This is a genomic window from Streptomyces sp. NPDC005281 (genome assembly GCF_040607495.1).
In the GTDB taxonomy this organism is placed as follows: Bacteria; Actinomycetota; Actinomycetes; order Streptomycetales; family Streptomycetaceae; genus Streptomyces.
This window is the reverse complement of the sequence record NZ_JBEXGX010000019.1, coordinates 136,640-161,189: the sequence shown is the minus strand read 5'-3', so window position 1 is coordinate 161,189 and position 24,550 is coordinate 136,640. Positions and strand designations below refer to the sequence as shown.

Here is a 24,550-nt window from a genome sequence, read left to right as displayed (position 1 = left end):
CCTCAGTCGTCCTCGGGGCAGAGGAAGTCGCCGGAGGGTCCCCAGCGCGTCACCGGGTCCTCCTCCGCGGCCACGGCTCCGCACCTCAGGTCGGTGATCCTGGTGCCGTTCCCGGTGATCTCCCGGACGTCGATCTCCTTGTTCACCGGATACTTGTGGCCCTTTCCGAAGGTCATGATCCCCGACTCGCCCACGTAGTCGGTGACTCCGGTCGACTGGAGGAAGGTGACCACGGCACTGGGGGTGAACTGCGGGTCGGTGACGGCGATTTCGTTCATCACCTTGAAGAAGACCTTCAGCGCGTCGTAGCCGGCGGCGGCGTCACTGTCGGGGGAAACGTCGTAGGCCTTGCGGAAGTCGGTGCCGAAGGCCCCCTTGTCGCCGGGCAGGCTGAACTGGTTGTAGAAGAGAGCGAGCGAGCCGTACTGCTGCGCCATCAGCTCCGGATGCAGCACCAGACTGGGAGCGGCGCTCTCGGACAGCACGGCGATACGGCCCCGGTGGGTACTGCACTGCTTGTCGTTCTGGAGGTTGTAGAACAGGTCGTACATCACGCCGGCCCGGCCCGCGTAGAGGATGAAGCCGTCGGTCCTGTGGATCAGCGCGCAGATACCGGCCGCGACGGAGGACGTCTGGCTGTCAATGCCCGATTCGCTGTACGGAACCGGATAGACCGGCCCCGCCGAACCGTAGGCGTCGGTGAAGCGCTTCTTCAGGTCCGCGCTGAAGTAGGTGTCGTGCGGGTCGAAGACCAGGACCGCGGCGGGGGCGGTGTGCCCCCGGGGGATCTTGGTCAGGGCGGCCAGCCGGGGCGAGCGCCGGGCGAAGGACGCCATGACGCGCGCGACCCGCTCGTCCGGTGCCGAGAGCTGGAAGTACGACACCGGGGAGTCGCCCTCGACCATGGGCTGGCCCGAGACACCGGTGCCGAGCACCGTGACGCCCTGGGCGTCGAGTTCGATGGCGGCCTGAAGGGACTCCGGACGGCTCTGGGTGAGACCGATGACCCCGGCGACATGGTCCCGGTGGATGCGGTCGACGATCATGCGGGCCACGTCGACACGCGTGTGGTTGTTCCTGTTCAGTCCGCCGTGCGATCCGAACGTGAAGTACTCCCCCGCGTTGGCGACGAGCAGCCGGATCGGCATCTGGGACTTGAGGTTCAGGTCGTTCACCTGTTTCTGCGCGAGCAGGGCACCCCGCAGCATCTGGAAGCCCGTCGGCACGGTCCGGCGTGACGTGGAGCCGACGCTCAGCGGAGCGAAGAAGACCAGGGTGCGATAGGGCCCGGTCCGGTCGACCTCCGCGTTCTGGCGGCCCAACCGGGCTTCGAGGGAACGCAGTTCGGATGCGTACAGGCCATGGGCGAGCTCGCACCCGTCGCTGCCGTCGGTGATCCCCACGCGTTCGCCCGTGCCGACCCGCGGACACCAGGTGTCGGTGGCGTGGGACGCGGGCCCGGCTCCGGCGCGGGGCCGGGTCCCGCCGAGCCCCGGCACCCGCGTCAGTCCGGCGGCGACCACAGCCAGCACCGCCAGCACGGCCACGGCCGCCACGGCGGGCCGCAGCCAGTCGCTCCCACGCCGCTCGCGGGAGCGCACGGTCCGCTGCACCGCGGGCCGTTCGGCGCTCGTCCCGTTGTCGGGCACCCGGGACAGCGGCACCGCGCGCACCGCTTCGACCGGCTGCCCGGAAGCACCCGCGGCGAGCACTGAGGCCACCGCCTGAGCCGTCGCGCCGTAGGTGCTCGGCCGGGCGTTCTGGCCCGGGATGCCCGGCCGGGGCAGGCCGACGGCGTACGGCGGGATGTCCGCCGTGGCCGCGCCCAGGACGAGCATCGGGCAGCTCGCGGTCTCCTCGGACACGGCGGAGAAGGAGTTCAGGAGTTTGCGGCTCGGGGAGTCGTCGCCGCCGACCGTCGGCAGGAGCAGGACGAACGGCCATCGCCGCCGTGGCCTGCGGGCGCTCCATACCGGCGGGCGGGCGGCCCGCGCCAGGTCGTGGATGAGCGCGGTCAGCAGGACCTGTCGGACCACGGCCTCGTCACGGGCCGACACGGCGGACGCCGCGGACCTGGCCGAGGCCGCCGGGTCCCCCGCGCCGGCCGGTGCCTCCCGGTCGGCCCTGTGCTGGGCCCGGGAACGCAGATGGGCGTCGCGCAGGGACAGGGCGGCGTTGAGGAAGCTGCGCCCGGGCTCGTCCAGCATGCCGCCGACCCACCGGAAGCGGGCACCGCGGTCGACGCGTACGCCGTACGACCAGCGCCACAGCCAGGCCAGCGGTGTGGTCACCAGTCTCGTGATGGCCGACCACTGCCGGGCGCCGAGTTCCTCGCCGAGGGCGGTGACCTCGGCGGCGAACCCGAACTTCCAGGCGTACTTGTCGTAGATCCGGTCGCGCAGCGCCCGCCGTTCGTCCCTGACGTCCCCGTCGACGATGGCGGCGCGCAGCACCGAGAGACAGGCGTCGAACTCCGTGAGCCGCAAGGTGCCGGACCCGTCCGGCATGGTGGCGCGCAGTTGCCTGGCCACCCGGTCGAGCAGGCGTACGTGGGGGCCGTCGCGCCCCTCGGCGTCCTCCGCGGGGTGGTCGCAGGCGAGCAGTTCCTCGTCGACGATCGCGTGGGGCGCGAGGCTGGCCAGGTGGCCCGCCCCGCCGGTGTCCAGGCGCACCAGGCGGTGGTGGTAGACGTGCACCAGGCCCGGAAGTCCCGGGTCGGGCTCGCCCTGTCCGGTGTCCGGCGCCGCGGCGCCGGTCGCCGTCGCACCCTGCGTGGCCGCCTCTGCCGCGGGCTCACGGGTGAGGAGCAGGGCGGGCAGGCGGTGTCTCGGGCTCTGCCGCCTGTGCTGGACGCCGGTCCGGCGGTCGATGACGTACCGGTCGATCACTCGGACGATGTCGTCGAAACCGCTGGGGAGGACGAGATCGTTCTCGTTCGTCCGATGGGGATGTGGCACGCGGGTCCTCCCGGCTGCTGAGAAACAGGAGGCGAGCCTAGGAATCTCCGGGCGTTTTCACGGTGCTTTGCTACTAAAAGGCACTCCTTGAGCGATGACGACCGCTTGTCTTTCGGATCGGACACGCGCGGTGGTGCGGGCCCGGCGCCGTGGCTCGGCGCCGGGCCCGCACCGCGTGCGTCAGGGCTGAAGGGGCATCGTCCAGCAGTTGGAGGTGGCGCGCTTGCCGGAGAGGCGGTCGGTCAGCCAGGAGATGGCGTCGCCCTGGTCGGTGATGAGAGGGGCTACGTGGTTGAGGACCAGTTTGTCGCCGAGGTTCGGCAGGATGATGGCGTCGTAGGTGACATCGGCGCCCTTGCGGCACCAGTCGACGGCGAGTTGACGCGCCTGGGCGTGCGGGACGATGTCGTCCTGGACGCCGGTGACCAGGCGCACCGGACTGGTCGGCTTCAGGTTGCCGATGCGCTGGTCGGCGAGCGTGGCCCGGAGGGCCGGCGTGCTCTCGACGAGGTCACTGACGGACTTGCCGTCCGTGGTCCAGGAGTTGCTCCGCTTGAACGCGTATCCGAGGATCGCGTCGCCGACGCACATCGTGGACAGGTCTTTCAGCGCGGCCTTCCCGGCGGCGTTGATGTGGGCGTCGGCGAAGGCCTGGAGGTCGGGGTCGGACTGGATGAAGCCGTTGAGGGACCAGCCCAGCGCGCCGGCGAGGGCGCTGCCGTCGATGCCCTTGATCACCTCGGTGAGGTTGGCGGGCGGTGCGCCGGCGTAGGTGCCGGCCAGCGTGATGTCCGGCGCGTAGGTGGGCTGGAGTTCGGCGGCGGACGCACTGGCGCCGCCGCCCTGGCTGTAGCCGAAGAGGCCGACGGGTGAGGCGGCGGCGACCGATGCCCCGGTCAGCCCGCGTGCCGCGCGGACGGCGTCGAGCAGCGCGTGGCCGCCGTCGAGGCGGTCGACGTACGTGTGGAGCCGGTCGGTCGCGCCCAGCCCGACGTAGTCGGTGACGACCACCGCCACGCCGGAGGCCAGGAGCCGGTACATCGCGAGGTCCTCGTAACCGACCGAGACCGTCTGGCCGTTGAAGGTGATCGGGTGCTGGAGGCCCATGGAGGCCGCGCACTGGTCGCCCTGGCCCATGGTGCCGGGGGCCACGGCCACCAGGGGGCGCGGCCCGCCGCCCTTCCAGTCGGCCGAGGGCTCGATGTAGGCACCGGTCACGGCGACGGGCTGCCCGTTGGAGTCGGTCGACTTGTACATCAGGCGGGTCGCGGTGCCGGGGAGGGGGCCGTCGAGACCGGGCAGGCTGAGCGCGAGGGGGAGGGGTTCGCTGCGGATCAGGGCGCCGTTGGCCGCGGGGAGGCTCGCGGGCGGGGTGTAGAACGAGGGGATGGTCACGCCTCGGGACACCACGTCCGCCGTGCCCGCGGCGGCCGCGGGGAGCGCCTGGACGCTCAGGCAGGCGAGAACCGCGAGCGCGGTGGCGAGGAGACGGCCGCGGTTGCGTGCGGCGGGTCCGGGGCGCGTGGAGGACGAGGGCCGCTCCGCGCGAGGGGCTCGGCCGGACACCGGCTGCGGCTGACGGGTGTTGTGGGGTCGTTCCATACGGCTCACTCCCTGCTTCGTCAAAACGTGGGGGTCGTGCGGGTGGCCGACGGCGTCGATGGCGCGACGCCGGTGATGGCTGGGGTCTCGGCGTCAATGGCGTGACGCCGGGTGCGGCTGGGGAGCCGGCCGAGCCGTCACCGCGGGACTGCCGGTGACGGTTCGGGGCCGGTGAGGGGGGAAGTGCGGTGCACGGACACGGATTTGGGCAGCACGGGACCGCACCCAGCCGCGTCGCGGAGGTGGACAGGACGAAGGGACCGCCCGCGCGCCGTCGGCTGGGCGGCGCGCGATTCGGTGTACGCCCGCACGTCGTACGACGCCGGGCGAGGCGGTATGGCCGTGAGGGTTGGGTTCTGTTCGGCGGAGCCCGGGGCTCGTGGCTGCGGCCCCGCCGTTCGGTGCTGTCTCCCGCTGTCCCGTGCCGCCTTGTTCCTGTGTGCGCTCGGTAGCCGCGGACGTCGAAGTCCCGTTCGACACCCGCTAGTTACTCTCGAGTCACATCAGGAGAGTAGGAGCGGATGTCACTCAGTGACAAGATGTCTGCGTGCGTCATTTCCGAGCGGCTCGCTATGCTGCCTCCGGTCGAAGAGACAGGGGTGGTGGGGCGAGGTGCGCGATGCTGCACCCACGGACCGGGCCACGGCGGCCGCGAGGCGGCCACTGGGCGAACGACGCAAGGAAGCCCTTCGTCTGGAGATAGCCCGCGAGGCCGTGCGCCTGTTCGTCTCACAGGGCGTCACCAGCACCACGGGGGACCAGATCGCGCAGGCCGTGGGGGTATCGACGCGCACGCTGTGGCGTCACTTCCCCACCAAGGAGAGCTGCGTGCGCCCGCTACTCACGGCGGGCCTCGACGCCGCCACGGATCAGCTGCGGCACTGGCCGCCCGAGACCGGCCTGCTGGACTTCCTCATCCGCTCCTGCCGCCGCGGGACCCTGCCGTCCGCGGACCCCGCGGTGCTCGACCTGATCCGCATGACCCCCACCGAGCCCGCACTGCGTGCCGTCTGGCTCCAGGCGCACGACGACGCGCTGCCCGTCCTCACCGAAGCCCTCGCCCGGCGCTGTGGCGGGAGCGCCGACGATCTGCGGGTGAAGGTGCACGCGGCCACCGTCAACGGCGCGCTACGCGCGGCGGCGGAGGACTTCGCCGTACGTTTCGCCGACGAGACACGGGCTTCGGAGGAGGACCTGGCCGCATGCCTGCACGCCGCCCTTCACGCGGCGTCGGAGGGCCTGCCGTACTGACACCGGCAACCACCCGTCGGGACACGTCAGTTGGAGCCGCCGGCCACGCGGGATCGGCGTGGGATCGGCGCTGGACGTGCGGCCGGGTAAAGAGTTCGCCTGGTCTAGTCCAAAGACCCATTTGGTCTAGTCCAACATATTGACGTGATCGCGACAGAGCCCGGAAGCTGGGGACTCCCCCACCCCTCTGGAGGCACAGTGAGACGTCTTCGCGCATGCCTGGGCGCGGCAGCCGCCGTGAGCCTGGCCGCGGTCGGCACGACCGCCCTCGTCGCGGGCAGCGCCTCGGGCGCGACCACCGCACTCAGCAACCGGTGGTACGCCGCCGCCCCCTACCTGATGCCGACCGACAACGACCCGCCGGACGCGGGCGCCATCATGGACGCGACCGGCCTCAAGGCGTTCCAACTCGCCTTCGTCCTGGCCCCCAACGGCGGCGGCTGCTCGCCCACTTGGGGCGGAACGTCGGCCGTGTCCTCGGACACCGCCGTGCAGTCGGTCATCAACACCATCCGCGCCAAGGGCGGCGACGTCTCCGTCTCGATCGGCGGCTACGGCGGCACCAAGCTCGGCCAGACCTGCTCGGACGCGGCCGCCACCGCCGCCGCCTACCAGCAGGTCATCACCAAGTACGGCCTGCACGCGATCGACTTCGACCTCGAGGAGCCGGAGTACGAGAACACCGCGGCCATCAAGAACGAGATCGGCGCCGCCAAGATCCTTCAGCAGAACAACCCGGGCCTGTACGTGTCGGTCACCACCGCCGGAACGGCGGACGGCACCGGCTGGTTCGGCAAGCAGATGCTGCTGGAGGCGAAGTCGCAGGGCTTCACCCCGAACAACTTCTCCATCATGCCGTTCGACGGCGGCTTCAACGGCGCCGCGTCCCAGACCAGCGCGCTCGCCAACTTCAACACGATTCTCCAGTCGACGTTCGGCTGGGACCAGGCGACCGCGTACGCCCACGAGGGCTTCTCGGGCATGAACGGCCGCAGCGACAGCGGCGAGTACTTCTCCCAGGCCGACTTCCAGACGGTGCTGGACTTCGCCACGAGCCACAACATGGACCGCTTCACCTTCTGGTCCCTCAACCGCGACCGTCAGTGCTCCCCCGCCGACAACGGCGGCCGTACGTCGGGCACTTGCTCCAGCGTGGCCCAGAACTCCTGGGACTTCGCGAAGTACTCGGTGAAGTTCGCCGGCGCCACCCCGCCCACCGGCACACCGACCCCGACGCCCACCCCGACTCCGACGCCCACTCCGCCGAGCAGCGGCTGCAAGACGGCGTGGAGCTCGGCCACGGTCTACACCGCCGGTGACGAGGCCTCGTACAACCACCACAACTGGAAGGCCAAGTGGTGGACCCAGAACGAGACGCCGACCGGCGTCGACTGGGGTCCGTGGCAGGACGAAGGCACCTGCTGACATCCGACCGGCTCCGGACGGGACACCCACAAGTGTCCCGTCCGGCTCCATCAGCTCCACCGGCGCCCGGGCAGCCGGCTCCACCGGGTCCCGACCCTGGGGCGAATGACCGCTTTATCCCTCGAAGTCACGCCGTCCACACGCGTTCTCCCTGCTCAGGGTCTTGTCGCTGCTCCAGATGCCTGGTCTTCTGTACGCCGGGTGTGCACATGGCGCCTCGCTTCATCGCGGTCCACCCACGGCCCGAGGTGACACGGGGCCGGCGGGAAAGGTGAACGACGTGGACTCAGTGGCTGGGCAGGACGTGCGCAGGGCGCTGCCCGATGGACTGGGCTCGGCGATACGCCGGACCGCCGAGGACATCGCCGCACTGCTGCGGACCGACGCCGACATGGTCCGCCGGATCCCCGGGGCCGAGTGGAGCGCGGGCGAGGCGGCCGCGCATCTGGCCCTGGCCAACGAACTGATGGCCCAGATAGCCGCGGGACAGCCACGCCCCTACGGGGACGGCACCCCCCAGAGCCTCGCCGAGGCCAACGAGCGGTCCCTTACGGAATTCACGGAGCGGCGGGCGGAACCCCTGGCCGCGATGATCGTCGAGCACGCCGAGGTCTGCGCGAAGGCCCTGGAGGAAGGCGCCCCGGAGGGGACCGTGGTCACTCCGCTGGGCACGATGAGTCCACCGGAGCTCGGGGCGTACCTGCTCACGCACATGCTCGGTCACGGCTACGACCTGGCACGCGCCCTGGGGCGGCCGCACATGCTCGACCGGGCCCGGGTCGCGCTGGCCCTGCCGTTCCTGCTCAGGGCGATGCCACGCGTGACCGAACCGCGCAACACCGCCGGCATGAACGCCCGCTATGCCATCCGCCTGTGGGGCGGTGGCTCGTTCGGCGTGACGCTGACCGACGGCGTGGTGACCGTCGACGAGCGACCGACGGCCGGACCGGACTGCACCATCTCCATCGAGCCGGTCACCTTCCTCCTGATGGCGCTCGGCCGCCAGGGCCAGGTGAGCCCTCTGCTGCGCGGCCGCATCCTCGTCCGGGGCCGCAAACCGTGGCTCGCGCCCCGCTTCCCCGGACTGTTCACCGCTCCCTGAGCGCGCGGACCGCGTCTTCGCGGCGGTCGTGAGGGGTTCGGGCGTGGCCCGGCGGCCGGGCCGAGCCCACGGTCGTATGTCGCCGAGGGGCCGTCGAGGTGGACAGCCGAGAGGGTCAGCCGAGGCTGCGGTCGAGGTTGAAGGCGGCGCTGATCAGTGCCAGGTGGGTGAAGGCTTGCGGGAAGTTGCCGCTCTGTTCGCCGGTGTGGCCGATCTCCTCCGCGTACAGGCCGAGGTGGTTGGCGTAGGTGAGCATCTTCTCGAAGGCGAGCCGGGCCTCGTCGAGCCGGCCCGCCCTGGTGAGTGCCTCGACGTACCAGAACGAGCAGATCGAGAAGGTGCCTTCCTCACCCTTGAGCCCGTCGGGGCTGCTCTGCGGGTCGTAGCGGTAGACCAGCGAGTCGGAGACCAGGTCCTCGCCCAGGGCGTCGAGGGTGGCGAGCCATTTCGGGTCGGTCGGGGAGATGAACTTCCCGAGCGGCATCATCAGCAGCGACGCGTCGAGGATTTCGCTGTTCTCGCACTGGGTGAAGGCGTTGCGGGTGGTGGACCATCCCTCGCTCATGATCCGCCGGTAGATCTCGTCACGGACGGTGCCCCAGCGGATGACGTCGCCGGGCAGGCCGCGGTGCCGGGCCAGTCGCATGGCACGTTCGATGGCCACCCAGCACATGAGGCGGGAGTAGAGGAAGGGCTTGCGGCCCCCTCGGGTCTCCCACACCCCCTCGTCAGGCTGGTCCCAGTGCTCGCACACCCAGTCGACGATCCGGCCGACGCTGTCCCAGTGCGTGCTGGAGAGCGGCTCGCCCCACTTGTCGTAGAGGTAGAGGCAGTCGACGAGGGCGCCGTAAATGTCCAGCTGGAGCTGGCCGACGGCCCCGTTGCCGACGCGTACGGGCGCTGATCCACGGTAGCCCTCGAGGTGGGTCAGCTCGCGTTCGGGCAGGTCACGGCGTCCGTCGATGCCGTACATGATCTGGAGCGGGCCTTCGGGGCCGACGTCCGCGGGGATGTCGCACTGGACGTTCCGGCAGAGGAAGTCCATGAACGCCCTGGCCTCGTCCTTGAAGCCGAGGCGCAGCAGGGCGTACACGCAGAAGGCGGCGTCGCGGATCCACACATAGCGGTAGTCCCAGTTGCGCTCGCCGCCGATCCGCTCGGGCAGGCTGGTGGTCGGCGCGGCGATGATGGCGCCGGTGGGGGCGTAGGTGAGCAGTTTCAGTGTGAGGGCCGAGCGGTGGACCATCTCCCGCCAGCGGCCCCGGTAGCGCGACTGGGACAGCCATCGCCGCCAGTAGCGCACGGTGGCCTTGAAGCCCTCCTCGGCCTCCGTCAGGGCGCAGAACCGCGGGCCCACCTCGTCGCTGATCTGGTCGAGGGCGAAGACCGCGGACTGTCCCTCGCGCAGTTTGAACAGGGACCACACGTCGTGCCCCGCGGCCTCGATGGGCACCGTGGCCGTCAGGGCGAGCTTGAGCGCCGGCGTGGCGAAGACGGCCTGGCCGGAGTCGATGCGCAGGGTGTGCGGGACCGTACCGTAGGCGAAGCGGGGGGCCACTCGCGCGCGAAAGGGCAGCGTTCCACGGACACACACCACACGGCGGATCAGGCGGTGCCGGTCGGCCTCGCGGGAGTCGTCGAAGACCGGCATGAAGTCCTGGATCTCCCCGACCCCGTCGTCCGCGAAGAACCGGGTGATCAGCACATTCGTGTCGGGGAAGTAGAACTGCTTCGTACGCGCCGGAACGTCCGCGGCCAGTTCGAAGCAGCCGCCCCGGTCGGCGTCGAGGATCGAGGCGAAGACACTGGGCGCGTCGAAGCGGGGGCAGCAGTACCAGTCGATGGTGCCGTCGGTGCCGACCAGGGCCGCGCTGCGCAGGTCGCCGATCAGACCGTGATCGGCGATCGGCAGGTAGCGGGGACTGCCCGTGCCGTACGGGCCACCGGGCGCGCCATGGGTGGCGTCGTCGGCTCCGACCCCGGAATGCGTGTCTGCCGTACCGGCCATACCGGCCTCCTCTGGGCCGTCACCCGAGCCTCCCCCTCCGCTCCAGGCTAACGACTCTGCCGAGGTCCGGGGTGTTCGAGCACCCGGATCCGGGCCGAGCCGCGCCTCCGGGGCCGGGTGATCAGTGCTTCAGGACGACCTTGGCGGCCACGATGATCAGTCCGAGGGCCAGGTTGACGAAGCCCTCGGCGACGACCAGCCCGCGGGGAGCGCCGGCCCGGGCGGCTCCGAGGCACGCCCACATGACCTGCTGGGCCACGGCGACGGCCAGGGCGATCCACAGGCCCGTGTTCACACTCGTCCCGAACACGGCACTGAGGGCCACGGCGACGGCGGGAAGGGTTGCCGCCTCGACGATGGACCACTCGTGCGCGCCGATCCGGCGGATCTGGCGCATGGACCAGGGCCGGCCGACCATGCGCTCCCCGGCGATCTGCGCGTACACATGGGTCGCCCAGAACACCACTCCGGTGATCACCAGCAGCACGACGGTCTCGAGCCGCGGGTACTCCCCCGTCGCTCCCGCCGTGGCCACCACGGAGGCGGCGAGGATCGAGCCGTAGATGGCGCCCGCGTAGTCGGTTCGGTGGCTTGCCGGCCGGTCTGTGCCATGTCCGGCCTCGGGCGGAACGCTGGAGCCACTCACCCGTTCAAGATAGGCGGCGGGGCATGGCCGCGCCCGACGAGTGGGCCGGCCGGGCGGACTCGCCGGGCACGGGCAGTCAGTGGGCCGTCCGGGCGGGCCCGCCGGGCACGGGCGGCCGGTGACGAGGAGACAGGGGGCCTCAGCCGCCGGGGCCGCGCCGCCGGGTGCCGGCCGGGCGGAAACATGCCGTGACCGTCTTCCCGTGCCGCTGGCACTTCATGTCCCACTCGTCGGCGAGCATCCGCACGATGCCCACCCCTCGGCCGGACACCGCCCCCGGCTCCGGGTCCCGCTGGAGCGGCAGTGCGGGGTCCTCGTCGTGGACACTCACATGCAGACAGTCGCCGTCCCAGGTGAGTACGAGATGCGCGTCGCTGTGGGCGTGGATGTGGGCGTTGGTGAGCAGTTCGGACACCGTCAGTACGACGGCGTCCACCGTCTCGGACTCCTCCGCCGTCCACGCCAGGGACTCCAGGTGTTCGCGGGTCCAGCGTCGCCCGGCGCTCACCCCTCCGGAAACCGGGAACGAGTGCGCCCAGCCCATCGCCTTGACCGCCATCGCCCGACCTCGCTTCCGCTCGTGGGCGTCCATGCTCTCTCGTACCGGCCCGTCTACCCGCAAGCCGTCCGTACAGTCGTCACCACCGCCCAAGGGCCCCGCACACATCGCGACGGCCCTCCTCACCCGCGCCACGGACGAGTTGGGGCAGGAGTTCATGTGCCCGGAACGGAGCCCGCGCGACATGTGCGGGAGTCAATTCCGCGGCACGACCCGAACTCCCCTTTGGGGCGAACCCGCACGCGAAAGGAACAACGGGCCAACAGTGTCCGTACTATCTGTAAGCCGGGGCACACGCATCGAGTGCGTCGCCCAGCCATACAGCCCGGTCAACACCAACACGCCATGCCCCGAGGCACCTTGCCGGTGTGTTCATGTACCGACCGCGCACCGAAGAAAGGTCCCGTCGTGCCCGACACCAAGAATCCCACCGAACTGACATCGCAGTACACGGCCCAGGTGGTCGCCGACCTGGAGCGCAACGCCAAGGAGCAGGAGCGCATCGGTGCGGAAATGGAGGCGTTGCAGGAGCAGTTGAACGCTCTGCGGCACGACCACTCCGTCCTCACCAACCTTCGTCAGGCGCTGGGAGCCACGGGCGCGCTCGCCGAGACCGGCCCCGAGCCGACGGCGGCGGCCTCGGTGCCCCGTCAGAAGGCTCCCGCCAAGTCCGCCGAAGGCAAGCGCGTCCGGAGCAGGAAGGCCGACACCGGGAAGGACACGGCGGCGCGGGCCTCCGCGGCCAAGAAGCCTCCGGCCAAGCCCTCCTCGACCGTCCCCTCTCTCATCGAGCTCATCCGCCGCTACCTCACGGAGCAGCGGGAACCGCGCTCCGCCGCGGAGGTCTCGACGGCCCTGGGCCAGACCCATCCCGACCGCCGCATCCAGACCAACGTCGTCCGGACCACCCTCGAGAACCTGGTGGCCAAGAGCCACGCCCACCGCGCGAAGCAGGGCAGTTCCGTGTTCTACACGGCCGTCGACGCCGAAGAGCCGTCGGTGGCGTCGCCCGTCGTGGAACAGCCGGTGAAGGCGGAGACAAAGACGAAGGCGGAGACCAAGGCGAAGGTGAAGGCGGAGGCGAAGACGGCCGGCGCCTGAACCGGTCGGCCCCGGTCCGCCGGAGCCGGTGAGGTGCGGTGCCACGGCCGCGGCGTTCGCGCCGCGGCCCGCCGCCGTGACACACCACTGAGGCCGTCACCTGGGCGCAGCGCTCAGGCTGTCCCTCGGCGCACAGATCAGCCCGTCACCTCGGCACACCACTCAGGCCCCCGTCCTGACGCTCCAATCAGGCCCCAGCCGTGACGCACCGCTCAGGCCCCCGGTCTTGGTGCAACGCTCAAGCCGTCACCTTGTCGATGAACGCCGCGAGGTTCGCCACGGTCCGGCGGATCTTCTCCTCCAGGGTCAGCGACTCGTGCAACCGCCCTCCCATGCCCGCGTCCCGCTTCCCCCGCACATACAGCGAGCAGGCGAGGTCGCTGCAAATGTAGGCGCCGACCGAGTTGCCCTGCTGCCCGGCCTTTCCCGCCTTGGCCGCGACCATCAGTGAGACCCCTCCGGTGTGGGTGGTGACACACATCGAGCACATGCTGCGCCGCTGCTGCCCCACCGTCGCGCTGGGGCAGCGCAGCATGAGGCCCTTCAGGCCGTCGTCCAGCTCGGCCACCACATAGGCGCGGTCGGGCGCCTGGGGGTCCCGCCAGCCGAGGTAGTCCAGGTCGTCCCAGGGCCGGTCGGCCAGGTCGCGCGGGACGGAGAGGCGCTTGGCCTCACCCTTGGTGCAGTTCACGAAGGCGGCACGGATCTCTTGCTCGGTCAACGGCTTCATAAGCCTCACGGTAATTTGCCTAAACACTTTAGGCAAATGCATAATCGGTTATGCCAAGGAGAGGAAGGGCAGGTAGGCCATGGGTCGCGCGGGACTGAACGCCGAACGCCTGACGCGGGCGGGAGCCGAGCTGGCCGACGAGGTCGGCTTCGATCAGGTGACCGTCTCGGCGCTGGCCAGGCGCTTCGACGTCAAGGTGGCGAGTCTCTACTCGCACGTGAGGAACTCGCAGGACCTCAGGACCCGGATCGCCCTGCTGGCGCTGGACGAAATGGCCGAGAGGGGCTCCGCGGCGCTGGCCGGACGCGCGGGACGGGACGCCCTGACCGCCTTCGCGAACGTCTACCGCGACTACGCCCGGGAACACCCCGGGCGATACGCCGCCGCGCAGCTGAGGCTCGACCCGGAGACGGCGGCGGCGAGCGCGGGCGTCAGGCACGCGCGGATGATGCGAGCGATCCTGCGGGGCTACGACCTCACGGAACCGGACGAGACCCATGCGGTCCGGATGCTGGGCAGTATGTTCCACGGCTATGTGAGCCTGGAGATGAGTGGAGGATTCAGCCACAGCGCCCCCGACTCGGGGGAAAGCTGGGCGCGTGTCCTGGACGCTCTAGACGCCCTCCTGCGCACCTGGCCCGCGCCCTGAGTCCCGCACCTCCACCGGCCGGGCACGAAGAACACCCGCGTTCCCGGTCCCGCGCCCGGCACCTACGGGCCTTGTCCCGGACACCGGCGACTCTGCCGCTGTCCGGGACAGGACCTCCGTCGTGCTCCCATGCCGACATCGTCCATCGCGGTACGTGGCATGCGCATTGCCGGTTCCCGGCAGTGTTGCTTAGGCTTTGCGTGCCGGTCACCGCCGAGAAGTCGTCACCGGGCCGTCGAGGAACCGGGGGACGAACTGATGGACCGGCAGATACCCGAGCAGTATCTGGAGGGCTATGCCCGGATACTGGCCGATGTCTCCGTCACCGGCAGACGCCTGACCCGGGAGGAGATCGAGTCCCGGCGATCCCTGGGTGAACGGGCCGCCGACGCCGGTCACGGACTGCCCGCCCTCGTCAGCGCACACCTCTCCGCCGCGCGCGGCGCCTGGCCCCCCTCCCCCGGTTCGGCGGACCGCGCACTGGCCGCCGTCCAGCAGGTCGTCGACGCCTTCGCCGAGGGCTACGGCAGGGCCCAGCTCCTCGCCGTACGCAAGGAGGAGGCCGCCAGGCGCGAGTTCATCGACGACCTCCTCTACGGGCGCAGCGACCTGGGCCGGCTGGCCGAGCCCGCGGAGCGCTTCGGTCTGCGGCTCTCCCCCACTCACGCCGTCGCCGTCGCGCAGGGCCCGAAGGCCTACGACGAGTCGGCGCCCGTGACCCGCCAGGTGGAACGGGCGCTGATCGCCCGGTTCGGCGACCGCAGTGTCCTGTTCACCACCAAGGACGGCCGGATGCTGTGCATCGCGCCGGGTGACCAGGACGACGTCCTCGCCCACTTCGCCAAGCAGGCGCACGCGGCGACCGACGGCGGACAGGTGGCGATCGGCCGGCCCCAGCCCGGAGCGGGCGGGGTCGTCCAGTCCTACGAGGAAGCGCTGAACGCCCTCGAACTCGCCGAGCGGCTGGGCCTGGACGCACCCGTGCTGCGCGCCGCCGACCTGCTGGTGTACCCCGTACTGACCCGCGACCGCCAGGCGATGGCCGACCTGGTCCTCGTCGCGCTCGGCCCGCTCACCGGCGCCCGCGGCGGCGCCCAGCCGCTCCTGGACACCCTGACCGCGTATTTCGACACGGGCTGTGTCGCCGCCGCGGCGGCCCGCCGGCTCTCGCTGAGCGTGCGCGCGCTGACGTACCGCCTCGAACGCATCCACCAGCTCACCGGCGCCGACCCCGCCGACCCGGCGCACCGCTACACGCTCCAGACGGCGGTCATCGGCGCCCGGCTGCTGGAGTGGCCCACGCGGAGCCTGTGAGTCAGCGGTAGTCGGGGTTCGGGGCGTCGGGGCGGCAGCCCGCGTCCCAGAGCGAACGCTGGTTGCCATGCGCCGGGATGCCCCCGGACCGCTTCAGCAGCGCTGCCATGTGCATCAGATTCCAGGTCATGAACGCGGTGTTGCGGTTGGTGAAGTCGTTCTCGGGGCCGCCCGAACCGGGGTCGAGATACGAAGGTCCGGGTCCCGCGGGACCGATCCATCCCGCGTCGGCCTGCGGCGGAACGGTGTAGCCGAGGTGCTGGAGGCTGTAGAGGAGGTTCATCGCGCAGTGCTTCACCCCGTCCTCGTTCCCGGTGATCAAACAGCCCCCGACGCGTCCGTAATACGCGTACTGACCATCGGAGTTGAGCACTCCCGAACCGCTGTAGAGCCTTTCGACGACCCGCTTGGTGACCGAGCTGTTGTCACCGAGCCAGATCGGTCCGGCGAGGACGAGGATGTCGGCGGCCATGACCCGCTCCTGAATGGCGGGCCAGTCGTCCGTGGCGAAGCCGTGCTCGGTCATGTCCGGGTAGACGCCCGGAGCGATGTCGTGGTCGACGGCTCGTACGACCTCGACCGTGACCCCCTGTGCTTCCATGATCGCGCTGCTCTTGTCCACCAGCCCCTCGGTGTGGCTCAGCTCGGGTGCCGGCTTGAGGGTGCAGTTGATGAACAGCGCGCGCAGGTCTTCGAAGCGGTACGCGTCGTCGGCGGCCGGGGTCGACGGTGACTCGGTCACGGGGAGACTCCTTCGTGCGGGGCAGCGGCGGTGGAGACCGGGGGACGGGGGTGACTCGGTGTCGGGTCCCGGCGAGGTGCTCGGGAGCAGCGTCTCCCGCGGACCCCGGCTTGACCCCGAACGACGCACGGGAACACGTCACCCGGGACGCATACCGCCGCGTCGCCGCCGCGGATTGCGCCGTACGGCGTACACCGCGCGGTGTCCCATGTGCCCCGCACCTCAGCAGCCCGTCCCGCGCCGCCGATATCGCCTTGCGCCCGACGTCTATGGTGGTGGTCGTGACGACTGAACGATGGGACCTCGGCGGCGACTTGGGCGTCGCGCGCATCGGCTACGGCGCGATGAAACTGACCGGCTGGCCGAGAGGCGAGCGGCCGGACCGGGACACCTCACTGGCGATTCTGCGCCGCGCCGTGGAACTCGGGGTGAACCACATCGACACCTCGTACTACTACGCACGTGACGGGGTCTCGGCGAACGAGCTGATCCGGGAGGCGCTGCACCCCTATCCGGACGACCTGGTGATCGTGACCAAGGTGGGCGCGCTGGTCGAGGGCGCCGACATCGCCCTGCCCGCGGCCGAGAAGACGGGCCTGACCGCCGACAACCTGCGCCGTGGCGTCGAGGCGAACCTGCGCTCGCTCGGTCTTGACCGGATGGATGTGGTGAACCTCCGGATGGGTGATGTGGGCGAGGCCGGCGGGGCGTCCCTGGCCGAGCCGCTGGAAGCGCTGCTGGCGCTTCGCGACGAGGGCCTGATCCGGCATCTGGGCATCTCCAACATCTCGGCCGACGAGTTCGCCGAGGCCCGCAAGATCGCGCCGATCGCCTGCGTCCAGAACCTCTACAACCTCTCGCAGCGCGATGACGATCCGCTCGTCGACGCCTGCGCGGAGGCCGGCGTCGCCTTCGTCCCCTTCTTCCCGGTCGGCGGCTTCCAGCCGGTAACCGCCGAGCACCTGGAGTCCGTGGCCGCGCGCCACGGCGCGACCACGCCTCAGGTGGCCCTGGCCTGGCTGCTGGCCCGGTCGCCCGGCATCCTCCTCATCCCCGGCACGGGCTCCCTCGCGCACCTGGAGGAGAACATCGCCGCCGGAACACTCGAACTGACCGCCGAGGACCTCGCCGAACTGGGGTGACGAACGCCCGGGGAACCGTTCCGCGCCGTCTGCAACCGAAGCGGCCCCGATCGTGTCTCACAGCACACGACTGGAGCGCGTGGGGGCCGCGATGCCCTCACGCGCCCACGTCTTGGGGAGGCATGGGGTCATGAGCACATGGGCGGTACCGGGGTACGCCGAGTCCCGCGAGCTCGGTTCGGGGGCGAGCGGTCGCGTCGCGCTGGCCGTCCACGAGGGGACCGGCCATCCGGTCGCGGTCAAGTACCTGAGTGAGTCGCTCCGTACCCGTCCGGGCTTCGTGCAGGAGTTCCGGGCGGAGGCGCGGCTGCTCGGCGGGCTGCGCAGCGACCATGTGGCCGGCCTCTACGAGTACGTGGAGGGACCGGAGGGCGCGGCCATCGTCATGGAGCTCGTGGAAGGCGTCAGTCTGCGAGCCCTTCTCACCCGGCAGGCCCCGCTCGATCCGGAGGCCGCTCTCGTCCTCCTCAAGGGCTCACTGCTCGGCCTCGCCGACGCCCACCGCATCGGTGTGGTCCACCGTGACTACAAACCGGAGAACGTGCTCGTCCGCCCCGACGGCACCTCCAAGCTCGTCGACTTCGGGATCGCCGCCACCGACGGCACCACCGCCGGTATCGCGGGCACCCCGTCGTACATGGCGCCCGAGCAGTGGACCGGCGCACCCGCCTCGCCGGCCGCCGACGTGTACGCCGCGACGGCGACGTTCTTCGAGTGCCTGACCGGCCGCAAGCCCTTCACGGGCGAGAACCTGGCCGAACTCGCCCTCCAGCACGTGGACGGGGCCATCCCCGCCGACGAGGTCCCCGAGCCGGTGCGCTCCCTCGTCCTGCGCGGCCTCGCCAAGGAGCCGGAGCAACGGCCCGCCCACGCCGAGGACTTCGTCGCGGAACTCGAGGCGACGGCCGGCGGCGCGTACGGCCCGGACTGGGAGGAGCGCGGCCGTGGCCGGCTCGCGGCGCTCGCGGCGCTGGCCCTGCTGCTGCTCCCCTCCACCCCGTCGGTGCCGCGCCACGCGACGGACGCGGCGCGCACGGTCCTCGGCGGCGCGCCCGACTGGCTACGGGCCTGGCGGCCGAGCCTTCGCGGACTGCTCGTGTCCGGGGCCGCCCTTGTCGCGGCCCTGCTGCTGACCTACGGCATCGACCGGCACGCCCCGGACTTCGGCACTCCCCGAAGGGCCGCGGAGGCACTGGCCACCACCAGCGCGCAGCCGGCCGGCGACAGCGGTCCCACGGCGACGCCGGACCCCGGCTCCCCGACGCCGTCCTCCTCCTCGTCCGTGTCTGCCTCGCCCACGCCGTCCGCTTCGGGGACGGACGCCACCACGCAGCCGTCGGTGTCGGCGTCCGCGACGGCCGGGTCCTCGCCTTCGACCACCGTGGCACCTCCGACGCCGCCGGCCTCACCGACGGCCGAGCCCACCTCGGCGTCCCCGTCGCCCAGCGTCACGGTCGGCGTCAAGTCGGTGGCGTTCAGCGGCTTCCGCCAGACCGGCACGGCGACGGCGGCCGCGACGGCGACCGTCACCACCGACGGAACCGGGCCGGTCACCATCACGGTCGCGTGGTTCACCGGTGAGGTCAGCGGCCAGGCCGGGACCCAGGACGGGGCGGCGGACACGTACCGGCGCAGCGGTTCGACCCAGTACACCATCGCCCTCGACCACACGTTCCTGGGGACGGGCTGTTACTGGGGCGTCCAGGCTCGCACCCAGCCCGCCTCCGCCGACGGCGGCGCCTGGCAGCAGCTTCTGACGCGGCGGTGCACGATCGGATGAACGAGAACCAGAGCGCCGAGGGCGCCACCTCCCCCGACGACGACTACAGCGCGACCGTGCTGGGCAGCCACTGGATCCAGCGGCCGGAGACCTCCGACACGCTTGCCCTCACCGGCGGTCCGGAGACCCTCGTCCTGTCGGACACCACGGCCGGGGAGGTCCGGCCCGACCGGGTCGAGGGCACCCTGCTGCGCTTCGGCCCCGGGGTGAACGCCGACACCATGCGCCGCCTCGGCGAGGTCCCCTCTGCCGTGCCGGTACGCCGCAGGACCTGGCGGCGGCATGTCCTGCCGGCCTTGGTGCTGCTGGCCGTCGTCGCGTTCCTCCTGTGGCACCGCACCGGGCCGTCCCTCGGGGTGGACGACGTCACTGTCTCCGCCGCGTCGCCCACCCCCGGTTGCGACGAGACCGCCGACATCACGGGCACGGTCACCACCAACGGCAGACCCGGCGAGATCACGTACCGCTGGGTCCGCAGCGACGGCACCTCATCGAAGATCCTGCACGAGGACCTGACGCACAATCAGAAACGTGCGCGGCTGCATCTTTTGTGGACGTTCCAGGGCGAGGGCCGCTACGCGGCCCGCGCCGAGCTCCACCTGCTGTCACCGGTGCGCCGAACCGTCTCGACCAGGCTCACCTACCACTGCCCATGATCCGCAGGAAGCGCTCGGCGGCGTGGCCCCGTCCGGACCTGCCCGGCGTGCGGTGACTTCAGCGGTGACTTCAGACGCTCGGCGGCGTGCACCCGCTCAGTCCGATGACGTAGTTGAGCTGGGGGCCGTAACCGGCGAAGGTGGCGATCGCCCGGGGAAGCAGGGTGCGGCAGGGGGCGTCCTGGCCGTCGGTGTACTGGACGGTGACGTTCACGGTGGTGTCGCAGTCGTCGACGACGGTCGTGTAGCGCCAGTCGCTGTAGTAGTGGACGCAGTCCGGGACCGTGGGCGCGTCGACGGCATCGCCCGCGAGCACCCCCTGGCCGGACTCTCGCGCGGTGGCGGGTGCGCCGGCGGCGCCCAACAGCCCCAGAACTGCGACGGACAGGCCAAGAGCCGTCCTGAGCCCGTGCGGATGTACGAAGCGGCTGACGGTGACCATGGAGGCGTCCTTCATGTCGGCGAAAGCGGCGGCCGTGGAGCCGCGACGCATGCCACCTTGCAACGCCTGCAAGACTTGCGCAAAGTCATGCAACACCTTTCAGTCGATGATGAACTCTCAACCGAATCACCGCTGTTCATGAAAATGCCCCGATCCGCGCCTTGTGCCCGCCACCGGCACCGCACGGACCCCGCCCGGCCGGACACCAGGGGCGTGATCGGTGGGCCCGGGCCGTGGGCGGCCCGGCGCGGGACGGACCGCCGGTCAGCTAGGCGCGGACGTCACCGAGGTCAGCCGCGCGATCTGCCCTGGTCCCGACGGCCCTGTCGTGGCTGGGTACGGCCTCGTCCGGCGCCACTGCGACGTGACGGCGCCGGGGGCGCGTCCGCGCTGTTGAAACCGGGCCCGCTCGGGGCGCTGAAGCCGCCGGGAACCGCGGGAGCGACCACGGGGGCACCGGCGGTGGCCGTGGGAGCGGAGGGCGTGGACGGTGTGCGGGTGCGGGGCACCGCACGGCCCACGACGCGGGTGTGCGTCATCAACGGGGCGCAGGCGGCGCAGACTTCCATCAGGGCCCACACCTGGGCAATGGCCGGATCATGACGCAGCACCAGCAGCACACTGCCCATGCAGTGCACCTGGCTGCCCTCGTGCGACGCGCACTGCGTCTGCCGGCAGGCGCAGGCGGCGTCCGCGTGGACGGTCGCCGCGCGGGCGTGCGCCCCGACATGGGCCTCGGCGAAGCGGCGCAGCGCCACGAGGTCACGGGACCGCGGCGGCATGGCACAGGGAGATGAGCAGGTGACCGAAGCGGTGCGGTCGCTGTGGCCGGAGATGCGGACGGTCCACGTGCGTCCCGGACGTCGCGCGGCAGGTGATTCGGAGTGTGGGAGGTCCAAGACCGGCAGTCCTTCGGCAGTGGGATGTTCGCGCAGATGCGCATGGAGTTTCTTACCCGCGCAGGCCGGTCAGTCATTCACCGGTGGGCCGCGAGCGTCCTCGAATCTACGAGCGATGGCTTGCGCGGACCCGGACTGCTGCCGTGCGGGGTTGCGATCTTCCCACAGCGGCGCGTCGGACGCGTTCAACCCGCCTGGGGCCCTGAGGATAACCCCGCCGTGACGTGCGGGTCCTCTGGGGTGCGCGAAGTTTGTTCCCGCGATGCCGGCTCGCGGGGTCAGCGGCCGGGACGGCCGCCCTTGATGCGGTTCCACAGGGAGCGGGTGGCACCGAATCCGGTCTCGTGGGCCCAGACGTGCGTGCAGGACGGGCACTGAAGGTGGAGCAGACTTCCAGTGGTGGAGAGCAGGTAGCGCCAGTGGTCGGAGCACGACCTCCGCTGCTCGCAGGAAACGCATCCGCGGCTGTCGGCGCAGTTCGGACACGTCACCCAGGCGCGCCTCCCGATGTCCGCCTGCGGGTCAAGCGGCAGCACGGCCGTCTCCACGGCGGGGAAGCACTCCGGCCGCGACGAGGTCGTCGTACACGCGCTGCTGCCGCTCGTCCAGACCGGAGTACAGGAGCGCGTAGGCGGCCTCCTCCTGGCGCATCACCTCGATCGGGTCCCAGTCGGGCCCGAGGACGGTCAGGACCTGGGCCTGTCGCAGGACCTCCTGGGCGGTGAGGTCGACGGTGAACTCGACCAGCGCGGGGGCGTCGGGCCGGCCGTGACCGGCGGAATGCGGGGCTCCGGCTTCGTCGGGGCCGTCGGGCAGCGGGGGATTTTGTGGGGCCATGGGTGAGAACTTAGGTATGCCTTTCTTGCCGGGACAAGAGGAGGTGGGCGAAGTCACAGCAGGTCGGGGCCGTGGTGACAGGTCTCGCGGCAACCCGAGAAGCCCGCCCCCAGGGACCGTACGGAACGTTCACAGCCGGACGACGCTTACGCATCCCTCACATCTCCACCATCTGTTGATCACATCATCGCTATGCTCCTGGAGCTCCATCCGCACCACCGAGGGGGGATTCCTCATGCGTATCCGCACTGCCCTGGCTGTCACCGCCGCCGCTGCCGGCACGCTCGCCGCCATCGCCACGGCTCCGGCCCAGGCCACGGAGTACTCGTCCGCGCTGAAGATCAAGGGCGTCCAGTACGACGCGCCCGGCCGGGACTCCAACAGCTGCTCCAGCGGCAACACCAGGAACGAATACCTGACGATCAAGAACTACTCGTCGAGCACGACCGTCAACCTCAAGGGTTACGTCGTCAAGGACGCCACGGGCAACAAGTTCACCTTCCCGGCGAACCACTACCTCGAGCCCGGGGACTACATCAAGCTCCGCGGCGGCCACGGCACCGACTCGGACGCCGGCAACGTCGTCTACCGCAAGAACTGCAACTTCATCTGGAACAACGACAAGGACACCATCTACCTGTACAAGTCCTCCGGCGCCCGGGCCGACGTCCACTCGTACTCCAAGTCGGCCAACGACCGTGACGGCAACGGCTACATCTCGTACCACGGCTGAGCGGGGCCCCGGAGCCCGTTGACCGGGCTCCGGAAGGCTGCCGGGCGCCGGCCGTTCGCCGGGGCTCGGCGGCCGAGGGGGCGGGGTAGTCGAGGGGGCGGGGGCTTTCGTCCGGATCCACGTCGTGCCAGGCCTGTCCGAGGGGATCGGGGGCAGACGGCGTTGGACCCGGGAGGAAGCGCGGCCCGGGCGGATCCGGCCGCACCGCGCTGCCCCTGGGAGTCCCCGATGCCGACCGCCGTACCGGACGAAGCTGCCGGAATGACCGGGAGCCGGACCGAAACAGTGGGCTCCGCCCGCTCCTCGCGCCGGCTGCCCCGGGGCGCGGGGCGGACCACGGCTCGCGTCGCCGCGCTGACCGCGTGCCAGGCGGCGTCGATGGTGGGCCTCGGACTGCTGATCACCGGTCCCGCCCGTGGGCTGTGGCCGCTGACGGCCGAGGACACCGTGAACGAGAACCTCGAACGGGTCCGCACCGGAACCCTCACCACGTTGTCGTCCATCGCCTCGGAGGCCGGCAACACCCTCACGGTCGTCTCGATCACGCTTGTGGCCTGCTTGGGTCTGCTTCTGATACCCCGCCTCCCGATGTGGCGTCAGGCGATCTTCCTCGCCGTCGCCGTCTCGCTCCAGTCACTGGTCTTCCTGGCCATCACCGAGTCGGTGGACCGCCACCGGCCGGACGTGGACCGCCTCGACGCTTCGCCGCCCACGTCGAGTTACACCTCCGGGCACACCGGGGCGGCGACCGCGCTGTACGCGGGTCTGGCGGTCCTCGCGCTGTCCCGGATCCGCGGGCCGTGGCGCAGGGTCGTGGCCGGGCTGCTGCTGCTCCTGCCGCTGCTCGTCGGCGCCGCCCGGCTCTACCGGGGCATGCACCACCCCACCGACGTCCTCGGCGGCCTCGCCAACGGCGGGCTGTCCCTGCTGATCGTGGGACGGGCCCTGCTGGTCGACCGGTCCGTGACCGCGGCACCGTCCGTCGGCGGCGTTCCCGCCGCCCGGACCGCCGACGAGCGTCCGCCCGGTTCGACCGCCGTGATCCTCAATCCCACCGTGACCGACGAGTCCGAGCGCCAGGAACTGCGGAGGACCCTCGAACGGCACGGCCACCGTGAACCCGTGTTCCTGGAGACCACCGCGGACGATCCCGGGGCCGGGCAGGCGGCCCGCGCGGTCCGCGAGGGCGCGACGCTCGTCGTGGTCTGCGGTGGGGACGGAACAGTCCGCACGGTCGCCGACGCCCTGGCCGGCAGCGGCGTACCCCTGGCTGTCGTCCCCTGCGGCACCGGCAATCTGCTGGCCCGCAACCTCGGTCTGCCGCTCTCCCCGGTCGCCGCGCTCGAAGCCGCGCTGGGCGGCGCTCCGCGTCGGCTCGACCTCGGAAGCATCGAGGGCGACGGCCTGCCGGCCACCCGGTTCGCGGCGATGGCCGGGGCCGGCCTCGACGCCGCGATGATGGAGCACACCGATCCGCGCGCCAAGTCCGCCCTCGGCTGGCCGGCCTACGCGCTGGCCGGGATCGGGACACTGCGCACACCCCGTATGCGGGTGACGATCCGGCTGGACGGCTCCCCCGCGTTCCGCCGCACAGCCCGCATGGTGCTCGTCGCCAACGTGGGAACCGTGCAGGGCGGGGTCACCCTCCTGCCCGCCGCCCGGCCCGACGACGGGCTGCTCGACCTCCTGGTCCTCGACCCGCGCGGACCGGGCGGCTGGCTGAAGGCCGTACGGACCCTGCTGCGCGGACGCGCGACCCCGCCGAGACCGACCGTCGTGCGCACCCTCGCGGCCGATGGCGACGACCACGACGGCGTCCCCGTCGAGTTCTTCGCCTTCCGGCGCGCCGAACTCACCTTCGACACGCCGCAGTCCCGGGAACTCGACGGAGATCCGGTCGGCCCGGGCCGGCGTCTCACCGCCGAGGTCAGGCCCGGCGCGCTGACCGTCCTGCTGCCCTCCAGGGAGAAGTGAC

22 protein-coding genes are annotated in these 24,550 nt (G+C 71.2%); 11 read left to right on the top strand and 11 right to left on the bottom strand.

Annotation, left to right across the window (positions count from 1 at the left end; genetic code table 11):
• Positions 1-2 precede the first annotated feature (2 nt).
• Positions 3-2,957, bottom strand: coding sequence for a hypothetical protein (locus ABZV42_RS26095; RefSeq protein ID WP_355988076.1), 2,955 nt, complete (start codon positions 2,955-2,957; stop codon positions 3-5).
• A 180-nt stretch (positions 2,958-3,137) separates the two neighbouring features.
• Positions 3,138-4,559: a lipase family protein gene (locus tag ABZV42_RS26090; protein WP_356053757.1), complete on the bottom strand. Its 1,422-nt coding sequence runs from the start codon at positions 4,557-4,559 to the stop codon at positions 3,138-3,140.
• Between the two features lie 612 nt (positions 4,560-5,171).
• Here ABZV42_RS26090 and ABZV42_RS26085 point away from each other — a divergent pair.
• The 3 genes from ABZV42_RS26085 (at position 5,172) to ABZV42_RS26075 (ending at position 8,337) form a co-directional block, all read left to right on the top strand.
• A complete protein-coding gene (locus ABZV42_RS26085; RefSeq protein WP_355990312.1) occupies positions 5,172-5,810 on the top strand; it encodes a helix-turn-helix domain-containing protein in 639 nt (212 codons plus the stop codon).
• Positions 5,811-6,008: 198 nt separating this feature from the next.
• Positions 6,009-7,235 (top strand): carbohydrate-binding protein, encoded by a 1,227-nt coding sequence (locus ABZV42_RS26080; protein WP_356053755.1) that lies wholly within the window; start codon positions 6,009-6,011, stop codon positions 7,233-7,235.
• 280 nt (positions 7,236-7,515) lie between these two features.
• Positions 7,516-8,337 (top strand): maleylpyruvate isomerase family mycothiol-dependent enzyme, encoded by an 822-nt coding sequence (locus ABZV42_RS26075; protein ID WP_356053753.1) that lies wholly within the window; start codon positions 7,516-7,518, stop codon positions 8,335-8,337.
• A gap of 115 nt (positions 8,338-8,452) precedes the next feature.
• Here the strand turns inward: ABZV42_RS26075 and ABZV42_RS26070 are convergent, their stop codons facing one another.
• From ABZV42_RS26070 to ABZV42_RS26060, 3 genes are all read right to left on the bottom strand, one after another.
• Positions 8,453-10,345: a glycoside hydrolase family 15 protein gene (locus tag ABZV42_RS26070; RefSeq protein ID WP_355990306.1), complete on the bottom strand. Its 1,893-nt coding sequence runs from the start codon at positions 10,343-10,345 to the stop codon at positions 8,453-8,455.
• 121 nt (positions 10,346-10,466) lie between these two features.
• On the bottom strand, positions 10,467-10,991 hold the full coding sequence (locus tag ABZV42_RS26065) for a hypothetical protein (RefSeq protein WP_355990304.1): 525 nt from the start codon (positions 10,989-10,991) through the stop codon (positions 10,467-10,469).
• 139 nt (positions 10,992-11,130) lie between these two features.
• Positions 11,131-11,550, bottom strand: coding sequence for an ATP-binding protein (locus ABZV42_RS26060; protein WP_355990302.1), 420 nt, complete (start codon positions 11,548-11,550; stop codon positions 11,131-11,133).
• Between the two features lie 408 nt (positions 11,551-11,958).
• Here ABZV42_RS26060 and ABZV42_RS26055 point away from each other — a divergent pair, with 408 nt between their 5' ends.
• Positions 11,959-12,651, top strand: a complete 693-nt coding sequence (locus ABZV42_RS26055; protein WP_356053751.1) for a hypothetical protein — start codon at positions 11,959-11,961, stop codon at positions 12,649-12,651.
• 238 nt (positions 12,652-12,889) lie between these two features.
• Here ABZV42_RS26055 and ABZV42_RS26050 read toward each other — a convergent pair whose 3' ends face one another.
• Positions 12,890-13,381 (bottom strand): FBP domain-containing protein, encoded by a 492-nt coding sequence (locus ABZV42_RS26050; RefSeq protein ID WP_355990298.1) that lies wholly within the window; start codon positions 13,379-13,381, stop codon positions 12,890-12,892.
• A 79-nt stretch (positions 13,382-13,460) separates the two neighbouring features.
• Here ABZV42_RS26050 and ABZV42_RS26045 point away from each other — a divergent pair, with 79 nt between their 5' ends.
• On the top strand, positions 13,461-14,030 hold the full coding sequence (locus tag ABZV42_RS26045; RefSeq protein ID WP_356053749.1) for a WHG domain-containing protein: 570 nt from the start codon (positions 13,461-13,463) through the stop codon (positions 14,028-14,030).
• Positions 14,031-14,285: 255 nt separating this feature from the next.
• The gene (locus ABZV42_RS26040) at positions 14,286-15,344 is read left to right on the top strand and encodes a helix-turn-helix domain-containing protein (protein ID WP_356053795.1); all 1,059 of its coding nucleotides are present in this window, start codon (positions 14,286-14,288) and stop codon (positions 15,342-15,344) included.
• A gap of 1 nt (position 15,345) precedes the next feature.
• Here the strand turns inward: ABZV42_RS26040 and ABZV42_RS26035 are convergent, their stop codons facing one another.
• Positions 15,346-16,086 carry a flavodoxin family protein gene (locus ABZV42_RS26035; protein WP_355990296.1) on the bottom strand — a complete coding sequence of 247 codons (741 nt, stop codon included), beginning with the start codon at positions 16,084-16,086 and terminating at the stop codon, positions 15,346-15,348.
• Between the two features lie 281 nt (positions 16,087-16,367).
• On the opposite strand from ABZV42_RS26035, the gene ABZV42_RS26030 reads away from it, so the two are divergent.
• The 3 genes from ABZV42_RS26030 (at position 16,368) to ABZV42_RS26020 (ending at position 19,664) form a co-directional block, all read left to right on the top strand.
• Positions 16,368-17,228 carry an oxidoreductase gene (locus ABZV42_RS26030; protein ID WP_356053747.1) on the top strand — a complete coding sequence of 287 codons (861 nt, stop codon included), beginning with the start codon at positions 16,368-16,370 and terminating at the stop codon, positions 17,226-17,228.
• Between the two features lie 130 nt (positions 17,229-17,358).
• The gene (locus ABZV42_RS26025; protein WP_356053745.1) at positions 17,359-19,008 is read left to right on the top strand and encodes a serine/threonine-protein kinase; all 1,650 of its coding nucleotides are present in this window, start codon (positions 17,359-17,361) and stop codon (positions 19,006-19,008) included.
• Positions 19,005-19,664 (top strand): hypothetical protein, encoded by a 660-nt coding sequence (locus ABZV42_RS26020; RefSeq protein ID WP_356053743.1) that lies wholly within the window; start codon positions 19,005-19,007, stop codon positions 19,662-19,664. Before ABZV42_RS26025 ends, ABZV42_RS26020 begins: the two co-directional genes overlap by 4 nt.
• 70 nt (positions 19,665-19,734) lie before the next feature.
• Here ABZV42_RS26020 and ABZV42_RS26015 read toward each other — a convergent pair whose 3' ends face one another.
• From ABZV42_RS26015 to ABZV42_RS26000, 4 genes are all read right to left on the bottom strand, one after another.
• Complete coding sequence (locus tag ABZV42_RS26015) at positions 19,735-20,157, bottom strand: hypothetical protein (protein WP_355990290.1); 423 nt, start codon at positions 20,155-20,157, stop codon at positions 19,735-19,737.
• 239 nt (positions 20,158-20,396) lie between these two features.
• A complete protein-coding gene (locus ABZV42_RS26010) occupies positions 20,397-20,888 on the bottom strand; it encodes a hypothetical protein (protein ID WP_355990288.1) in 492 nt (163 codons plus the stop codon).
• A gap of 395 nt (positions 20,889-21,283) precedes the next feature.
• Positions 21,284-21,541 (bottom strand): hypothetical protein, encoded by a 258-nt coding sequence (locus tag ABZV42_RS26005; RefSeq protein WP_355990286.1) that lies wholly within the window; start codon positions 21,539-21,541, stop codon positions 21,284-21,286.
• The gene (locus tag ABZV42_RS26000) at positions 21,528-21,842 is read right to left on the bottom strand and encodes a DUF6400 family protein (protein WP_356053741.1); all 315 of its coding nucleotides are present in this window, start codon (positions 21,840-21,842) and stop codon (positions 21,528-21,530) included. Before ABZV42_RS26000 ends, ABZV42_RS26005 begins: the two co-directional genes overlap by 14 nt.
• Positions 21,843-22,077: 235 nt before the next feature.
• Between ABZV42_RS26000 and ABZV42_RS25995 the strand changes: the two genes are divergently transcribed.
• Complete coding sequence (locus tag ABZV42_RS25995) at positions 22,078-22,575, top strand: lamin tail domain-containing protein (RefSeq protein WP_356053740.1); 498 nt, start codon at positions 22,078-22,080, stop codon at positions 22,573-22,575.
• A 378-nt stretch (positions 22,576-22,953) separates the two neighbouring features.
• Positions 22,954-24,549 carry a diacylglycerol kinase family protein gene (locus ABZV42_RS25990; RefSeq protein ID WP_355990316.1) on the top strand — a complete coding sequence of 532 codons (1,596 nt, stop codon included), beginning with the start codon at positions 22,954-22,956 and terminating at the stop codon, positions 24,547-24,549.
• Position 24,550 lies beyond the last annotated feature (1 nt).